Here is a 16,849-nt window from a genome sequence, read left to right as displayed (position 1 = left end):
CTCCAGCCCACGACGCGGGCACAGGCGAAGGTCGGAGTGAACATCTCCCTCGGCAGACCGCAGAGTTCCATGACCACACCGGCGTAGAACTCCACGTTGATGTGCAGTTCGCGGCCGGGCTTGAGCTCGGCGAGGATCGCCTCGACGCGCTCCTCGACCTGGACGGCGAAGTCGACGAGGGGGCCGCCGAAGCCGCGGGCGATCTGCTTGAGCATGCGGGAGCGGGGGTCCTCGGTGGTGTAGACGGGGTGGCCGAAGCCCATGACGCGGTCGCCGGAGAGGACGAGTTCGCGGATCCAGGGGTCGATACGGTCCGGGGTGCCGATGGCGTCGAGGGTGTCGAGGGCGCGGCTGGGGGCGCCGCCGTGCAGGGGGCCGGACAGGGCGCCGACGGCACCGACGAGGCAGGCGGCGAGGTCGGCACCGGTGGAGGTGATGACGCGGGCGGTGAAGGTGGACGCGTTGAAGCCGTGGTCGACGGTGGAGATCAGGTACTGCTCGACCGCCCTGGCCCGGACGGGGTCGGGCTCCTCGCCGGTGAGCATGTAGAGGTAGTTCTCGGCGTACGGCAGGTCGTCGCGGGGTTCGACCGGCGCCAGGCCCTGGCCGATCCGGTGCAGGGCGGTGAGCAGGGTGGGCACGGCGGCGCAGGCGGCGATGGCGTCGCCGCGGCGCCGGTCGGCATCGATGTCGTACAGCGGGCGCAGTCCGGCCGAGGCCCCGCAGAGGGAGAGCGCGGTGCGCAGGCCGGTGAGCGGGCCGCTCAACGCGCAGGAGCGGGCGATGGCGGGGAGCGCGTCGCTGACGTCGGCCGGCAGGTGGCGCAGGGCGGCGGTGCGGGCGGTGAAGGCGGCGCGCTCGGCGGCGTCGGGCAGTGCGCCGTGGACCATCAGGTGCCAGACGTCCTCGAAGGTGCGGGTCCGGGCGAGTTCCACGGCCGAGTACTGGCGGTAGTGGTAGAAGCCCTCGCTGCCGCGTACGTCGCCGATTTCGGTCTCGGTGACGACGACGCCCTTGAGGCCGCGCGGTACGTCGGTGATCGACATGGTGGTTCCTCCCTTGATGTTGATATGAATGTCTATGATTGACTCAATGCATGTCAACATTGATTCAATCAATGTGTGATGGGATGGGACCCATGGCGGATCAATCAACGAGGCTGACCACGCGGGAGGCTGCCGAGCGGCTCGGCGTCAAGCCCGAGACGGTGTACGCGTACGTCAGCCGCGGGCTGCTGACCAGCCGTCGCGCGACCGGTGGGCGCGGCAGCACCTTCGACGCGAAGGAGGTCGAGGCGCTGGCGCGACGTTCCGCCCGGCGTCCGGGGGACGACACACCGGCGTCGGGGGCCGGAGCGGGGCCGGGGGCAGGGGCCCTGGGGGCCATCCGTACCGGCATCACCCTGATCGACCAGGACCGGTACTACTTCCGCGGCGTCGACGCGACCGAACTGGCCGAGCGCTACGGCTACGAGGAGATCGCGGAGTGGCTGTGGACCGGCGTGATGCGGCCCGGCACCCGCTTCACCTCGCCGGAGCGGACGCTGGCCGCCGCCCGCCGCTCCGTGGCCGCGCTCCCCGCGCACAGCGGCCCCATGGACCGGCTGCGGGTCACGGCCATCGCGGCGGCCGCTGCCGATCCGCTGCGCTTCGACCTGTCCCCGGAGGCCGTGCTCGGCAGCGCCCGCAGCCTCATCCCGACCCTGGTCGACGCGCTGCCGCCGGCCGGGCGGCCGCACCGGGGGGAGGGCCGGCTGGCGTGGCGGCTGTGGTCCCGGCTGACCGAGCGCACTCCTGAAGATGCGTCACTGCGCGTGCTGGACGCGGCACTCGCCCTGCTCATCGACCACGACCTCGCCGCCTCCACCCTCGCCGTCCGGGTCGCCGCGTCGGCCCGGGCCCACCCGTACGCGGTCGTCTCGGCGGGGCTCGGCGCCCTCGAGGGCCCGCTGCACGGCGCCGCGAGCGGGCTCGCGCACCGCTTCCTGGTCGAGGTGCTGGAGCGGGGCGGGGCGGCCCCGGTGGTCGCGGACCACCTCCGCACCGGGCGGGGCGTGCCGGGGCTGGGTCACCGCCTGTACTCCGGCGACGACCCCCGGGCCCGGATGCTCTTCCGGCTCCTGGACGCGGTGCCGCAGGCCGCGCCCGCCCTCGCCGCGGCCCGCGACGTCGTCGAGACCGCCGCCCGGCACACTCCGCTGCACGCCAACGTCGACCTCGCCCTCGCCGTGCTGTCCGTCTCCTCCGCCATGCCCGCCGAGGCCGGTGAAACGGTGTTCGCCGTCGCCCGCACCGCCGGCTGGATCGCCCACGCCCTCGAGGAGTACGCCGAGCCGCCTCTGCGCATGCGTCCCGTCGGCCGTTACGACGGCCCGAAGCCGCCGCAGCCCCTGCCGTGACGCGGACTGCGACACGCAAAATCGTCCCGGACGCGAATAGTCCCGTAGCAGACCTATCTTGTTACGCTCGATCCATGACCACCGCACAAACACCCCCGCAGCCCGTGTCGGCCGGCCTGGATCTGACGGGCATGCTCCAGCACGCGGCGCATGTGCTGACCACGCAGACGACAGCGGCGCTGGGCGAGCTGGACATCTCACCGCGCGGCTTCTGCGTGCTCGCCCACGCCCTGCCCGGCGGTCTCACCCAGGCGCAGGTGGCGGAGCTGTCCCGGCTCGACAAGACCACGATGGTCGTGACCGTCGACGAGCTGGAGAAGGCCGGCCTGGCCGAGCGGGTCCCGTCGCCCACCGACCGCAGGGCGCGCATCATCCGGGTCACCGAGGAGGGCCGCAAGGCCGTCGAGGCGGGCCGGGAGATCACCGACCACGTGCACAGCGACGTGCTCGGCGCGCTGCCCGAGCAGGAGCGGGAGGCGTTCGCCTCGGCACTCGTGCGCCTGGTGAACGGGCATCTCGCGGAGCCCGTGGCGTCCGAGCGTCAGGTGCGGCGGGCCCGGCAGTCGCGAAAGTAAGTCCGAAGTAGATAGTCCCTTACAAAACAATCTGGTAGCGTCCTTCCTGGTACTTCACCGACCAGGAGGCGACCCCATGCCCCAGCACGTCCCCGCGACCGCCGCCCCACGGTGGCCGGCGCTCTTCGTCCTGTGCGCAGGCACGCTGATGGTGATCCTGGACGGCACCATCGTGAATGTGGCCCTGCCGTCCATCCAGAGCGATCTCGGCTTCTCGCAGTCGCATCTGACCTGGGTCGTCAACGCCTACCTGATCGCCTTCGGCGGTCTGCTCCTGCTCTGCGGGCGACTCGGTGACCTCCTGGGCCGCAAGCGGGTCTTCATCGCGGGGCTCGGTGTCTTCACCGCGGCCTCGCTGCTGTGCGGGGTGTCCACGAATCCCGGCACACTGATCGCCGCCCGCTTCCTGCAGGGCGTCGGCGGCGCCATGGCCTCGGCCGTGACCCTCGGCATGATCGTCGCGATCTTCACGGAACCGCGCGAGCGGTCCAAGGCGATCGCCGTCTACAGCTTCGTCGGCTCCGCGGGCGCGTCGATCGGGGTCATCGCCGGTGGCGTGCTCACCCAGGTCATCAGCTGGCACTGGATCTTCTTCGTCAACCTCCCCATCGGCGTAGCCGCCGCCCTCTTCGCCGGGCGCGTGCTCGACCCCGACCACGGCGTCGGGCTCCGCCGGGGCGCCGACGCGATCGGCGCGGCCCTGGTCACGGCGGCGCTGATGCTGGGCGTCTACACCATCGTCAAGGCCGCCGACTTCGGCTGGGGCTCGGCGCGCACGCTCGGCCTCGGCGCGGTGTCGGTCGCCCTGCTCGCCGGTTTCGTCCTGCGCCAGGCTCACGCCGCCCATCCACTGCTCCCGCTGCGGATCTTCCGGTCACGCAATGTGGCGGGAGCCAATCTTGTCCAGGCGGTGATGGTGGCGCCGATGTTCGGCTTCCAGTTCCTGGTCGCGCTGTATCTGCAGCGGGTGCTGGGGTACGACGCCGTCGGCACCGGTGTCGCCTTCCTGCCGATCACCCTCGCGATCGGGGCCACCTCGCTCTTCCTCGCCGCCCGGTTCATCGCCCGGTTCGGCCTGCGGACCGTGATGGCGGCCGCCCTGCTGCTGCTCGCCGGCGGCTTCGTCCTGCTCACCCGGCTTCCCGCGCAGGGCGGTTACGGTGCGCACGTCCTGCCCGCCCTGCTGCTGCTGGGCGCAGGGGCGGGCCTGGCGCTGCCCACGATCACCACCCTCGCCATGGCGGACGCGACGCCCGGCGACTCGGGGCTCGTGTCCGGCCTGGCCAACACCACGCAGCAGGTCGGCGGCGCCCTCGGCCTCGCCGTCCTCAGCACCCTGGCCGCTTCCCGTACCGACCGCCTGCTCGGCTCCGGCCACGACACGGCCACCGCGCTCACCGGCGGCTACCACCTCGCCTTCGCCACCGGCGCCGGGCTCATGCTCGCCGCGGCCCTGCTCACCGCGATCGTCCTGCGGACCGGCGGCGGGGCCCCGCAGGCCGCTCCGGCCGAGCCCGTCCCCGATCAACACGCCGCCCGCGCCAAGCGATAGCCTCGGGGCGTGAAGGACGAGAACAAGGTGCCCGCGCCATTCGAGCGCGGTACGGACGGCCCGAAGGTCATCGTGACGGGCGTTGACGGTTCCGAATCGTCCTGGAAGGCCGCGGCGTACGCCGCCGGGCTCGCCCGGCGGCAGAACGCTCTGCTCGCCATCGTCTACGTACAACCCGTCATCAGCGCCGGCGCCGCTTTCGGCGCCCCCGTCGCCGAGGCCACCGGCGAGATCGCCGAGCAGCTCGTCACCGAGATCCGCCGCGCCGCCGCCCAGATCGAAGGAGTCTTCCAGCTCCGCTGGGAATTCCACACCTTCACCGGCGACCCCTTCAACGGGCTCGCGAAGGCCGCCGACGAGCTCAAGGCCGACGCCGTCGTCGTCGGCGCCTCCGAGCAGGCCGGCCACCGCATCATCGGCTCCGTCGCCGTCCGCCTCGTGAAGGCGGGGCGCTGGCCGGTGACGGTGGTCCCGTAGGGGCTGCTCCCGGCCCCTCGCCGAGCGCCGGAATAGGGTGCGGATCCGTTTCGTTCCCGCCAGTGGGTACCGACCGACGACCCGGAAGCAGGTAAGGGACGTATGAGCACCATTGAGCTCACCAAGGACAACTTCGACGAGGTCGTGTCGCAGAACGACTTCGTTCTGATCGACTTCTGGGCGTCCTGGTGCGGCCCGTGCCGGATGTTCGCCCCGGTGTACGACGCGGCTTCGGAGCGCCACGACGACGCGGTCTTCGCGAAGGTCGACACCGAGGCGCAGCCGGAGCTGGCGGCGGCCTTTGAGATCCAGTCGATTCCGACGCTGATGGTCGTGCGCGATCGCATCGCGGTCTTCGCCCAGCCGGGCGCGCTGCCCGAGCAGGCGCTGGAGAGCGTGATCGAGCAGGCGAAGGCGCTGGACATGGACGAGGTCCGCAAGTCGGTCAGTGAAGCGGCGCAGCAGTCCTGACATCTGACGACGCGTCAGCTATCGTGCGGCGGCATGGAGACCGTCGCGGAGTTGGTGCTGGCGCGATGGGGCGATGACCGCCCCGGCCTGAAATACCGGGACCACGTGCTCAGCCATCACCGGGTGGCCGCGGAAGCGGCCGCCCGGGCGGCGTTTCTGGCCGATCTGCTGCCGGCCGGACGCGAGCCGCATGTGGGGCTGCTGCTGGCCAATGTGCCCGAGTATCCGCTGTGGCTGAGCGCCGCCGCACTCGCCGGTGCGTCCGTCGTCGGCGTCAACCCGACCCGGCGCGGCGCCGAACTGGCCCGCGACATCACCCACACCGAGTGCGCGGTGCTGGTGACCGAGCGGGCCCACCTGCCACTGCTGGCCGGACTCGACCTGGGGCTGGCCCCGGAGCGGGTGCTCGTCGTGGACGACCCGGCGTACGAGGCCCTGCTGGCGCCGTACGCGGGCGCTGAGCCGCCCGTACGGAATCCGGGCCCCGGCACGCGCCTGCTGCTGTACTTCACCTCCGGCTCGACCGGCTCGCCCAAGGCGGTGATCTGCTCGCAGGGCAGGCTCGCGAACGCCGGGCGGTCGCTGGCCGCGCACTTCGGCCTGGGCCCGGACGACGTGCACTACGTCTGCATGCCGCTCTTCCACGGCAACGCCGTGATGGCCAACTGGGCGCCCGCGCTGGCCGGCGGCGCGGCGGTGGCACTGCGGCGTTCCTTCTCGGCGTCCGCCTTCCTGCCCGACGTACGGGCCTACGGCGCCACCTACTTCACCTATGTGGGCCGCGCCGTCCAGTACCTGCTGGCCACCCCCGAACGGCCCGACGACCGCGACCACACCCTGCGGCACGGCTTCGGTACCGAGGCCGGCGCGGTGGACGCGGCGCGCTTCGCGGACCGCTTCGGGGTGCCGCTCACCGAGGGCTACGGCTCGTCGGAGGGCGGCGCCGCGATCCAGCACTCCCCCGGCACCCCGCCCGGCGCGGTCGGGCGGGCCGCGCCCGGCGCCGACCTGGCCGTGGTCGACCCGGCGACCGGCGACGAGCGGCCGCGCGCGGTACTGGACGGCGCCGGCCGCCTGCTGAACGGCGACGAGGCGATAGGCGAGCTGGTCAACCGGGGCCGCAGCCTCTTCGAGGGCTACTGGAAGAACGGCGCCGCCGTCGCGGAACGCACCCGCCTCGGCTGGTACTGGACCGGCGACCTCTTCTTCCGCGACCCCGACGGGTACTTCCACTTCGCCGGGCGCGCCGACGACAGGCTGCGGGTCGACGGCGAGAACCTCGCCGCCGCACTCATCGAGAACATCCTCGCCCGCTTCCCGCCGGCCGCCGCCGTCGCCGTCCACGCCGTCCCCGACCCGGTCTCCGGCGACCAGGTCATGGCCGCCGTCGCCCTGCGGGACGGCTCGGCCCCGTTCGACCCGGCCGCCTTCAGCGACTTCCTGGCCGCGCAGCCGGACCTGGGTACGAAGACCGCGCCCCGGTTCATACGGATCGTGCCGCGTATGCCGGTCACCGCGACCAACAAGGTGCACCGGGCACGACTGCGGCGCGAGGGATTCCGGTGCGCCGACCCCGTGTGGTGGTCGCCGCCCGGCGCGGGCCCGTGCGGCGCGGCCTACCGTCCGCTGACCGAAGCGGACCGTGCCGCCCTGCTGGCCCGCTATCGCACCCAGGGCCGCGAGGAGCTGCTGGGGCGCTGACGGAGCTGCGCCGCCAGGTATCCGAGCTTGTCGGGGTTGGTGACCGTACGGATGGCCGCGATCCCCCCGGAGTCGATCTCGGGGACGAGGACACCGATGACGTGCCCGGCCAGCAGCGCGAGGAGAGCGGGAGCCGCGTTGACCTCGGCGACGGCGACGACGGTGTCGGGGTCGGCGCCGCGGAAGAGGCCTGCCATGAACCGGGCGACCTTGGCGCGCCCCAGGACGGGGCGGCGGGCGGAGGTGACCTTGCCGCCGCCGTCGGACCAGGCGATGACGTCCTCGGCCAGGAGCGATTCCAGGCCGGCGAGGTCGCCGCCCCGGGCCGCGTCGAGGAACCGCTCGACCATCTCGCGCCGGTGTTCCTCCGTCGGTTCGAACCGCCGCCGGTCCTCGGCCATCCGCTGGTGGGCGCGGCGGTGCAGCTGGCGGGAGTTGGCCTCTCCGATGCCGAGGATGCCGGCGATGTCGCGGTGGCTGTGCCCGAAGGCCTCGCGCAGGACGAAGACCGCGCGCTCGGCGGGCGCCAGCCGTTCCATCAGCGTCAGGAGCGCCATCGAGACCGACTCGCGCTGCTCTGCCGCCTCCAGGGGCCCCGGCTCGCCGGTCAGGACCGGTTCGGGCAACCAGGGGCCGACGTACGTCTCGCGCCGGGCGCGGGCGGAGGTCAGCCGGTTCAGGCAGAGGTTGGCGGTGACCTTGGTCAGCCATGCCGCAGGCCGGGCGATGGCGGAGCGGTCGGCTCCGTTCCAGCGCAGGTACGCGTCCTGCACGGCGTCCTCGGCCTCGCTCGCCGAGCCGAGCATGCGGTACGCGAGGCCGAACATCCGGGGACGGTGCTCCTCGAACTCCGCTGCGTCGTCGTCCATGCCCGCAGGATGCCACGGGACCCTTCGCGCGCTGACGGCACGTTGGTCCGCCCGGGGAGTACCGCGCCGCTGCGCCCGCCCCGCCGGCGGCCCACGTGGCCGTTTCGTCCCCATCCGCACGGGCAGGCGACCGTTCACCGGAGGGAGCGACATGCGACACGATCAACTACAGGAACTGGGACAGCAGCTTCGCGTGGACGCCGTACGGGCGTCGGACACGGCGGGCTCGGGGCATCCGACGTCGTCGATGTCGGCGGCGGACCTGATGGCCGTGCTGTTCGCGAACCACCTGCGTTACGACTTCGACCGGCCCGAGCATCCGGGCAACGACCATCTGATCTTCTCCAAGGGGCACGCCTCGCCCCTGCTGTACGCCCTGTACAGGGCGGCCGGCGCGATCACCGACGACGAGCTGCTGACCTACCGCACGCTCGGCAGCAGGCTGGAGGGCCATCCCACGCCCCGCCTGCCCTGGGTGGACGTGGCGACCGGCTCGCTGGGCCAGGGACTGCCCGTCGGGGTCGGCCTGGCGCTCGCCGGCCGCGACCTGGACCGCGCCCCGTACCGGGTGTGGGTGCTGTGCGGGGACAGCGAGATGGCCGAGGGCTCGATGTGGGAGGCGTTCGAGCACGCGGGCTACGAGAAGCTGGACCATCTGACCGCGATCATCGACGTCAACCGGCTCGGCCAGCGCGGACCCACCCGCCACGAGTGGGACACCGGCGCCTACGCCCGCCGTATCGAGGCCTTCGGCTGGCACACGATCGAGGTCGACGGCCACGACGTCGTCGCCGTGGACGGTGCCTTCGCCGCCGCCCAGGCGACCTCCGACCGCCCGACCGCGATCATCGCTCGCACCATGAAGGGGCGCGGCGTCGCCGCCGTCCAGGACCGCGAGGGCGCGCACGGCAAGCCGCTGCCGGACGCCGAGGCGGCGATCGCCGAGCTCGGCGGCGTACGGGACCTGCGGGTGCACGTGACGCCGCCGACCGACCTGCGGGTGCCGCACCGCCCGCTGGGCGGCACCGTGGAACTGCCGCGCTACGACAACGGCGACGAGGTCGCCACCCGCGACGCGTACGGGCAGGCGCTGGCCGCCCTCGGGACCGCGCGGGCCGAGGTGGTCGCGCTGGACGGCGAGGTCGGCGACTCGACGCGCGCGGAGTTCTTCGCCAAGGAGCACCCCGACCGCTACTTCGAGTGCTACATCGCCGAGCAGCAGTTGCTGGCCGCCGCCGTCGGCATGCAGGCGCGGGGCTGGATCCCCTACGTGTCCACCTTCGCCGCCTTCCTGACCCGGGCCTACGACTTCGCCCGCATGGCCGCCGTCAGCCGGGCCGGCATCGCGGTCGCCGGTTCCCACGCCGGGGTGTCCATCGGCGAGGACGGCCCGTCGCAGATGGGCCTGGAGGACATCGCCACCTTCCGCACGCTGTACGGCAGCACCGTGCTCTACCCCTGCGACGCCAACCAGACGGCCCGGCTCACCGCCGCCATGGCCGACCTGGACGGCATCCGCTACCTGCGGACGACCCGGGGCAAGACCCCGGTGATCTACGGCCCCGACGAGGACTTCCCGGTCGGCGGCAGCAAGCTCCCCCGCTCCGGCGACCACGACCAGGTCACGATCATCGCGGCCGGCATCACCCTCCACGAGGCCCTGGCCGCCGCCGACCGCCTGGCCGAGGAGGGCATCGCGGCCCGCGTCATCGACCTGTACTCGGTCAAGCCCGTCGACGCCGACGCCCTTCGGGCCGCCGCCGACCTCACCGGCCGCTTCGTCACCGTCGAGGACCACCGTGCCGAGGGCGGCCTCGCCGACGCCGTCCTCGAAGCCTTCGACGGCCACCGCCCGCCCCGCCTGACGCGCCTGGCCGTACGCACCATGCCGGGCTCCGCCACCCCGGAGCAGCAGCTCCACGAGGCCGGTATCGACGCGGAGGCGATCACGACGGCGGCCCGCGATCTCGTACGGAAGGACTGACCCGGATGGCGGACATCGACGCCCTCGAGCTGGACGCCCTCTGGGAGGAGTTCCAGGGCGTGGTCAACGTGACCTCCCTGGAGCTCGGCCAATGGCTCAGCACGGCCGCCGCCCCGGGAGAGGAACAGGAGACCGGGGAACAGGTGCTCGCCATCCTGCGCAAGCGCCGCTCTGACCTGACCGACGAGGACATCCGTGTGATGTACGACGTCGTGGAGAAGGGGCGCTTGCTCTGACCGCCGAGGACACGGTCCGCGAGGACACGGTCCGCGAGGACACGGTCCGCGCGCTGCCGGCCGGGCGCGGCCGGACGTACGCCACGGAAGCGGGCATCCACACTCAGCGCGCGGATCCGGGCCGGCAGCACCGTCGCGGCGGCCCGCGCGCTCCACGACGCCCTCGGCCGGTGCGGCTACCGGCGTTGCGGGGAGCGCACCGCCACCCAGCTCGGTGACGGCGCGCGGCTCGTGCTCGGCGAGTACGGCGGTGACCTGCGGAGCCTCCGGACCGGGCGGGCGGCGACCTCCGCGGCCCCCTACCTCGACCTACCTCGACCCGAAGACCCTCCACGGCCCCGGTCGGCCGGGCCTCCGTATCGGGCGGCCGACTGCCTCCAGCCTGTCCGGCACCGCCCCGGCAGCCGACTGGGGGGCTCGGAGATGCGGGGGCTCGAGAGGCGCGCAAGGCTGGAGGGAGCCGGATCGCAGGGGACCCCCGGTGTCCCATTCGTCATCACCTGTCCCCCCGCTGTTCGTCGGAGGCGCTCTTGAGGGCCAGGCGCCGGACGGCTTAGGTGGTACGGAAGCCGCCTGCGACAGGAGGTCCCGGACATGCCAAGCGGTCAGCGGACAGAGATATCCCCACCGATCACCGAGGACGAGGCGGAGGCCCATATCCACGGCATCTGCTTCAAGAACGGCCCCCCGAAGAGCGTAGGTGTCGAGCTGGAATGGCTCGTGCGCGACCTGCGCGACCCGACCATCCCCGTCGACCCCGGCCGGCTGACGGCGGCCGTCACCGCAGTGCGCGGGCTCCCGATAGGGTCCGCGCTCACCCAGGAGCCCGGCGGGCAGCTGGAGCTCAGCTCCCTCCCGGCCGGCTCACTCACCGCGTGCGTGGAGACCACGGCCGCCGAGCTGACCGCCGTACGCGGCATGCTGCGGGAGCACGGTCTGGGTCTGGAAGGCTCCGGCCTCGACCCGTGGCAGCCCCCGCGCCGCCTCCTGGACCATCCGCGGTACTGCGCGATGGAGTCGTACTTCGACCGGGCCGGGGCGGCCGGCCGCATCATGATGGGCAGCTCCGCCTCCGTACAGGTCTGCCTGGACGCGGGCACCGAGGAGCCAGGGCCCTTCAGCATCGGCCGGCGCTGGCTGCTGGCCCATCTGCTCGGCGCGGTCCTGGTCGCCGCCTTCGCCAACTCGCCGCTACGGGAGGGCCGCCCGACCGGCTGGCGCTCCACCCGGCAGGCGGTGTGGGCGGATCTCGACGCGGAACGCACCAACGCACCGGCCGCCGGGCCCGACCCGCGCACCGCGTGGGCGCTGTACGCGCTGGACGCGCCGGTGCTGTGCGTCCGGCCCGAGAGCGGGAACGGGGACGGGGACGGGGACAGGCACCGGGACGAGGACGGTGACGAGCCCTGGGCCGTGCCGCCCACCGGGCTCACCTTCCGCGATTGGGTCCGCACCAAGTCGCCCCGCCCGCCGGGCACGGCGGACCTCGACTACCACCTGACCACGCTGTTCCCGCCGGTCAGGCCGCACGGGCACCTCGAACTCCGCATGATCGACGCCCAGTCCGGCGACGACGGCTGGATCGTGCCGCTGGCCGTCACGATGGCGCTGTTCGACGACGCGGCCGCCTCCGAGGTCGCGTACCGCGCCGTGAAGGCGCTGGCCGACACGGCGGGCGCCGCGCCCGCGCCCCGCAATCCGCTGTGGCGGACGGCCGCCCGCCTCGGGCTCAGCGATCCGGAGCTGCACGCCACCGCCGTCACCTGCTTCGGCGCCGCGCTGGAGGCGCTGCCCCGGCTCGGCGCGGGTACGGAGATCCAGGCGGCCGTGGCCGAGTTCACCGACCGCTATGTCCTGCGGGGCCGATGTCCCGCCGACGACGTGCTCGACGCGTACACACGTAAGGAGAGCAACACGTGACCGCCCCGCCTCTCGACACCGAAGCGCTGCGCCGGCGCGCGCTCGACGCGCTGCTGGCCGCCCGTGAGCGCACCCGGGCCCTCACCACCTGTGTCGACGACCGCGAACTCACCGCCCAGCACTCCCCCTTGATGTCTCCGCTGGTCTGGGATCTGGCCCACATCGGCAACCAGGAGGAGCAGTGGCTGCTCCGCACCGTCGGCGGACGCGAGGCCCTGCGCCCCGACATCGACCCGATCTACGATGCCTTCGAGCACCCGCGCGCCGAGCGGCCCAGCCTGCCGCTGCTGCCGCCGGCGGAGGCGCACGGCTACGCCGCCGACGTACGCGGCCGGGTGCTGGACATCCTGGAGAACAGCCCCCTGGAGGGCGGCAGCCGGCTCACCCACGCCGGTTTCGCCTTCGGGATGATCGCCCAGCACGAGCAGCAGCACGACGAGACGATGCTCATCACCCACCAGCTGCGGCGCGGTCCCGCCGCCCTCACCGCCCCCACCCCGCCGCCCGCACCCGCCGACGCGGCGCTGCTGCCGGCCGAAGTCCTCGTCCCCGGCGGCCCGTTCACCATGGGTACGTCGACCGAGCCGTGGGCGCTGGACAACGAACGCCCCGGGCATGTGCGGGATGTCGCGGCCTTCTTCATCGACACGGTGCCGGTCGGCAACGGCGCGTACACCCACTTCATCGAGGACGGCGGCTACGACGACCCCCGGTGGTGGACCGAGGCCGGGTGGGCGCACATCCGCGAACACGGCGTGACCGCACCGCTGTTCTGGCGGCGCGAGGGCGACCTGTGGCTGCACCGCCGCTTCGGGGTCACCGAGCCGGTCCCGCCGGACGAGCCCGTGCTGCACGTCAGCTGGTACGAGGCCGACGCCTACGCCCGCTGGGCCGGCCGCCGGCTGCCCACGGAGGCCGAGTGGGAGAAGGCCGCCCGCCACGACCCGGTCACCGGACGCTCCCTGCGCTACCCGTGGGGTGACGCCGACCCGGGCCCCGGGCACGCCAATCTGGGCCAGCGGCATCTGCGGCCGGCGCCTGTCGGCTCGTATCCCGAGGGGGCGTCGCCACTCGGCGTGCGCCAGCTCATCGGCGACGTCTGGGAGTGGACGGCCAGCGACTTCCTCCCCTACCCCGGTTTCGCCGCCTTCCCGTACAAGGAGTACTCCGAGGTGTTCTTCGGGCCCGAGTGCAAGGTCCTACGGGGCGGCTCCTTCGCCGTCGACCAGGTCGCCTGCCGAGGCACGTTCCGCAACTGGGACTACCCCATCCGCCGCCAGATCTTCTCCGGCTTCCGTACGGCCCGCGACGCGCAGGTTCGTTGATGTGCCGACATCTGGCCTACCTCGGCCCTGCCGTACCGCTGGGCAGCGTCGTCATGGCGCCACCGCACTCGCTCTACCGCCAGTCGTGGGCGCCGCGCCGGCAGCGCCACGGCACCGTCAACGCCGACGGCTTCGGGGTCGGCTGGTACGCGCCGGGCGACCCCGTGCCGGCCCGGTACCGGCGGGCGGGGCCGATCTGGGCGGACCGGTCGTTCGCGGACGTCGCCCGGGTGGTGCGCTCCGGCGCACTGCTCGGGGCCGTACGGGACATCACCGACGGGTGCGCGGCGGACGAGTCGGCGACGGCGCCGTACGCCGCCGGTCCCTGGCTGTTCAGCCACAACGGGGCGCTCAAGGGCTGGCCGGGGTCCGTCGCGCAGGCGGCGGACACCCTGCCGGCGGCGGAGCTGCTCGGCCTGGAGGCCCGCTGCGACTCGGCGCTCGCCTGGGCGCTGGCCCTGCACCGGCTGCGGGCGGGGGCGAGCCCGGACGAGGCTCTTGCCGACACGACGGGCCGGCTGGCCTCGCTGACCCCCGAGTCCCGACTCAACTTCCTTCTCACCGACGGCCGTTCCATCGCCGCCACCGCCTGGGGCGACACGCTCTGGTATCTCGCAGAGCCCGGCCGCTCCCTGGTCGTCGCGTCCGAACCGTACGACGACGACCCCCGCTGGACCGAGGTCCCCGACCGGCATCTGCTGACCGGTGATCCGGCGGACGTCCTGCTCATCCCGCTCAAGGAGCCGCACCTGTGAGCCCGTTCAGCCTGACCCGCACCCTGCCCGCCGATGCCATGGCCGCCGCGCTGCGCGCGGATGTGGCGGACGGCCTGACCCGTGATCCGAAGCAGCTGCCGCCGAAGTGGTTCTACGACGCACACGGCAGCGAGCTGTTCGAGGAGATCACCCGGCTGCCCGAGTACTACCCGACCCGCGCGGAGCGGGAGATCCTGGAGGAACACGCCAAGACCATCGCGGACGTCACCCGGGCCCGGACCCTGGTCGAGCTGGGATCGGGCTCCTCGGAGAAGACCCGGCTGCTGATCGACGCGCTGGGCGCCCCGCTGACGTACATCCCGGTGGACGTCAGCGAGTCCGCCCTCGACGGGGCCGGGCGGGCCCTGCTGGCGGACCATCCGGGGCTGACCGTGCACGCCCTGGTCGCCGACTTCCAGCGCGAGCTGCCCCTGCCGCAGACGCCGGAGCCGCGCCTGGTCGCTTTCCTGGGCGGCACGATCGGCAATCTGCTGCCCGAGGAGCGGGCGTCGTTCCTGGCGTCCGTACGGGCTGTCATGACGGGTGAAGATACGTTTCTGCTGGGCACCGACCTGGTGAAGGACGAGGCGACCCTGGTCGCCGCGTACGACGACGCGCAGGGCGTCACGGCCGCCTTCAACAAGAACGTCCTGGCCGTCATCGACCGCGAGCTGGGCGCGGACTTCGACCCCTCCGACTTCGACCACGTCGCCGTGTGGGACCGCAGCAACGAGTGGATCGAGATGCGGCTGCGCGCCCGGCGGTCCCTCACCGTCAAGGTCCCCGCGCTCGATCTGACGGCCGACTTCGAGGCGGGCGAGGAGATGCGCACCGAGGTGTCCGCCAAGTTCCGCGAGGAGGGCATACGGGCGGAGCTGGCGGCAGCCGGAATGAGGCTGCAGCACTGGTGGACGGACCGGAAGGGCCGATTCGCACTGTCGCTGGCATCACTGAAGGAGTGATTTATTTACGAGTAAAACACCTGTTAAGCTTGCAGGCATGACGATGCAAGCCCTGCCCGTACGCGGCGCCCTCACGCTGCGGCCCGGCGGCGACATCTGGCACAAGCCGGCCCTCAGCGTGGTGATCACGCTCGCCATCCCCGAGGTGGCGCTGCTCCTCGCGGGCCGGCTCGACCTGGTCTTCTATGTCGCCGCCGGCGGGCTGTGCTCCCTGTACGCGCACGGCCTGCCGTACGCGGCCCGCGCCCGCACCCTGGTGTGGGTGGTGCTCGGCATGCTGGTGAGCACCGGCATCGCGCTGACCACGGCCGCGCTGACGGACTCGACCGCCGTACGGGTCGCGGTGGCCGCGCTGCTGGCCTCAGTGCACAAGGCGGTCTGCGACGCGACCCGGATCGGCCCGCCCGCCAACGTGATCTTCACCTTCGTGGCCGCCGGCGCCGCCTTCCTGCCGCAGCAGCTCGCCGACGTCCCGGCCCACCTCGCGCTCGGCGTGCTGGGCGGCGCCATCGCCTGGCTGGTCTGCATGGCCCCGGCCCTGGTCCGCCCCCACGGCCCCGAGCGCATCGCGGTAGCCCGGGCCCTGGAAGCCGCGGCCCGGCTGCTGCGCGCGGACCGCAGCGCCGCCGACACCGCGCGGCGGCCCCGGCACGACGTGGCCGCAACGGCGAACGCCGCCTGGCACACCCTGCGCCTGGCCCGCCCCGGCGACCACCTCACCGGCCTGGAGCACCTTCTCGTACGCGCCGAGTCCGCCGCCGCGGCCCCGGAGGCGTACGCCGACCAGGCCGACCGGCTCACCGGCTGGGCGTGCGAGCTGCGCAAGGGCCGTACGCTGCCGGATCCCGGCTACTCGGCGGCCGCCGAGACCGCCGAGCTCGCCGGCCTCGGCGCGGAACGGCGCCCCGCTTCCGGCCTGCGGACCGTGCTGCGGGCCTTCGCGCCAGGCTCGCCGCTGCTGCCGATCGCCGGGCGGGTGGCGCTGGGCGGGGCCCTCGCCGGCTGGACGTCGATGGCGCTGGGCGTCGACCGTCCGTACTGGGCGGTGGTGACCGCCGCGGCGGTCTTCCAGGCCAACACCACGCTGTCCTGGCACCGGGCGCTGCAGCGTGCGCTGGGCAACCTGCTCGGGGTGCTGCTGTTCACCGCGCTGGTGCCGCTGATCAGCACCGGTCAGGCGGCGCTGGTGGCGGTGGCCCTGGCCTGTCAGTTCAGCGCCGAGGCGACGATCGCCCGGAACTACTGGCTCGGCACGGTCTTCGTCACACCGATGGCCATGATCATGGTCCAGTTCGCGGGCCCCCAGCCCGTCGGCCAGTTGATCACCGACCGCTGGCTCGACACCCTGGTCGGCGTCGTGGCCGGCCTGCTGGCCTGCTACCTCGTCCCGAACCGCCGCGCCAAGGGCCGCGTCGACACCGCCCTGGCCCGCCTCGACGGCGCCGTGGAGGCCGGCTCGCGGGACCGGCTCGCGGCGGCCCTCCTGGAGCTGCGTGAGGCCGCCGACACCGCGTCCGGCGAGTGGTGGAGCGCCGCCCTCCCGGAGGAACGCATCGCGGCCGCCGAGCGCCAGGGCCACCGGGTGCTCGCGGCGCTGACCTCGCCGTCCGGCCGGGTACGGTGA

At 73.2% G+C, this 16,849-nt stretch carries 14 protein-coding genes and 1 pseudogene; 13 read left to right on the top strand and 2 right to left on the bottom strand.

What is annotated here, in order from left to right; all coding sequences use genetic code 11:
- A partial coding sequence (locus ACFXJ5_RS18455) for a citrate/2-methylcitrate synthase (RefSeq protein WP_384631613.1) occupies positions 1 to 1,046 on the bottom strand: 1,046 nt, incomplete at its 3' end.
- 71 nt (positions 1,047 to 1,117) lie between these two features.
- On the opposite strand from ACFXJ5_RS18455, the gene ACFXJ5_RS18450 reads away from it, so the two are divergent.
- The 6 genes from ACFXJ5_RS18450 (at position 1,118) to ACFXJ5_RS18425 (ending at position 7,174) form a co-directional block, all read left to right on the top strand.
- The gene (locus ACFXJ5_RS18450) at positions 1,118 to 2,398 is read left to right on the top strand and encodes a citrate/2-methylcitrate synthase (RefSeq protein WP_384631612.1); all 1,281 of its coding nucleotides are present in this window, start codon (positions 1,118 to 1,120) and stop codon (positions 2,396 to 2,398) included.
- A 74-nt stretch (positions 2,399 to 2,472) separates the two neighbouring features.
- Positions 2,473 to 2,973, top strand: coding sequence for a MarR family winged helix-turn-helix transcriptional regulator (locus tag ACFXJ5_RS18445; RefSeq protein ID WP_384631610.1), 501 nt, complete (start codon positions 2,473 to 2,475; stop codon positions 2,971 to 2,973).
- Positions 2,974 to 3,049: 76 nt separating this feature from the next.
- On the top strand, positions 3,050 to 4,525 hold the full coding sequence (locus ACFXJ5_RS18440) for a DHA2 family efflux MFS transporter permease subunit (RefSeq protein WP_384631608.1): 1,476 nt from the start codon (positions 3,050 to 3,052) through the stop codon (positions 4,523 to 4,525).
- 9 nt (positions 4,526 to 4,534) lie between these two features.
- Positions 4,535 to 5,002, top strand: coding sequence for a universal stress protein (locus ACFXJ5_RS18435; protein WP_384631607.1), 468 nt, complete (start codon positions 4,535 to 4,537; stop codon positions 5,000 to 5,002).
- A gap of 102 nt (positions 5,003 to 5,104) precedes the next feature.
- Positions 5,105 to 5,473 carry a thioredoxin gene (gene trxA / locus ACFXJ5_RS18430; RefSeq protein WP_384631605.1) on the top strand — a complete coding sequence of 123 codons (369 nt, stop codon included), beginning with the start codon at positions 5,105 to 5,107 and terminating at the stop codon, positions 5,471 to 5,473.
- 33 nt (positions 5,474 to 5,506) lie between these two features.
- A complete protein-coding gene (locus ACFXJ5_RS18425) occupies positions 5,507 to 7,174 on the top strand; it encodes an AMP-binding protein (protein WP_384631603.1) in 1,668 nt (555 codons plus the stop codon).
- Here ACFXJ5_RS18425 and ACFXJ5_RS18420 read toward each other — a convergent pair.
- Complete coding sequence (locus tag ACFXJ5_RS18420) at positions 7,135 to 8,043, bottom strand: RNA polymerase sigma-70 factor (protein ID WP_384631602.1); 909 nt, start codon at positions 8,041 to 8,043, stop codon at positions 7,135 to 7,137. The two genes, ACFXJ5_RS18425 and ACFXJ5_RS18420, sit on opposite strands and share 40 nt — an antisense overlap.
- 151 nt (positions 8,044 to 8,194) lie before the next feature.
- Between ACFXJ5_RS18420 and ACFXJ5_RS18415 the strand changes: the two genes are divergently transcribed.
- From ACFXJ5_RS18415 to ACFXJ5_RS18385, 7 genes and pseudogenes are all read left to right on the top strand, one after another.
- Entirely contained in the window at positions 8,195 to 10,027 is a 1,833-nt protein-coding gene (locus tag ACFXJ5_RS18415) for a transketolase (RefSeq protein ID WP_384631600.1), read from the top strand.
- A gap of 5 nt (positions 10,028 to 10,032) precedes the next feature.
- A pseudogene (locus ACFXJ5_RS18410) lies at positions 10,033 to 10,245 on the top strand (DUF3140 domain-containing protein); the annotation flags it as partial.
- A 612-nt stretch (positions 10,246 to 10,857) separates the two neighbouring features.
- Positions 10,858 to 12,183 (top strand): ergothioneine biosynthesis glutamate--cysteine ligase EgtA, encoded by a 1,326-nt coding sequence (gene egtA / locus ACFXJ5_RS18405; protein WP_384631598.1) that lies wholly within the window; start codon positions 10,858 to 10,860, stop codon positions 12,181 to 12,183.
- On the top strand, positions 12,180 to 13,508 hold the full coding sequence (gene egtB, locus ACFXJ5_RS18400) for an ergothioneine biosynthesis protein EgtB (RefSeq protein ID WP_384631596.1): 1,329 nt from the start codon (positions 12,180 to 12,182) through the stop codon (positions 13,506 to 13,508). The genes egtA and egtB overlap by 4 nt, the downstream gene beginning before the upstream one ends.
- Positions 13,508 to 14,263: an ergothioneine biosynthesis protein EgtC gene (gene egtC / locus ACFXJ5_RS18395; protein ID WP_384631594.1), complete on the top strand. Its 756-nt coding sequence runs from the start codon at positions 13,508 to 13,510 to the stop codon at positions 14,261 to 14,263. The genes egtB and egtC overlap by 1 nt, the downstream gene beginning before the upstream one ends.
- Complete coding sequence (gene egtD, locus ACFXJ5_RS18390) at positions 14,260 to 15,225, top strand: L-histidine N(alpha)-methyltransferase (protein WP_384631592.1); 966 nt, start codon at positions 14,260 to 14,262, stop codon at positions 15,223 to 15,225. Before egtC ends, egtD begins: the two co-directional genes overlap by 4 nt.
- 37 nt (positions 15,226 to 15,262) lie before the next feature.
- Entirely contained in the window at positions 15,263 to 16,849 is a 1,587-nt protein-coding gene (locus ACFXJ5_RS18385) for an FUSC family protein (protein WP_384631590.1), read from the top strand.

It is taken from the genome of Streptomyces sp. NPDC059373 (genome assembly GCF_042751495.1).
Taxonomy (GTDB): domain Bacteria; phylum Actinomycetota; class Actinomycetes; order Streptomycetales; family Streptomycetaceae; genus Actinacidiphila.
This window is presented reverse-complemented; position numbering and strand designations above follow the sequence as displayed.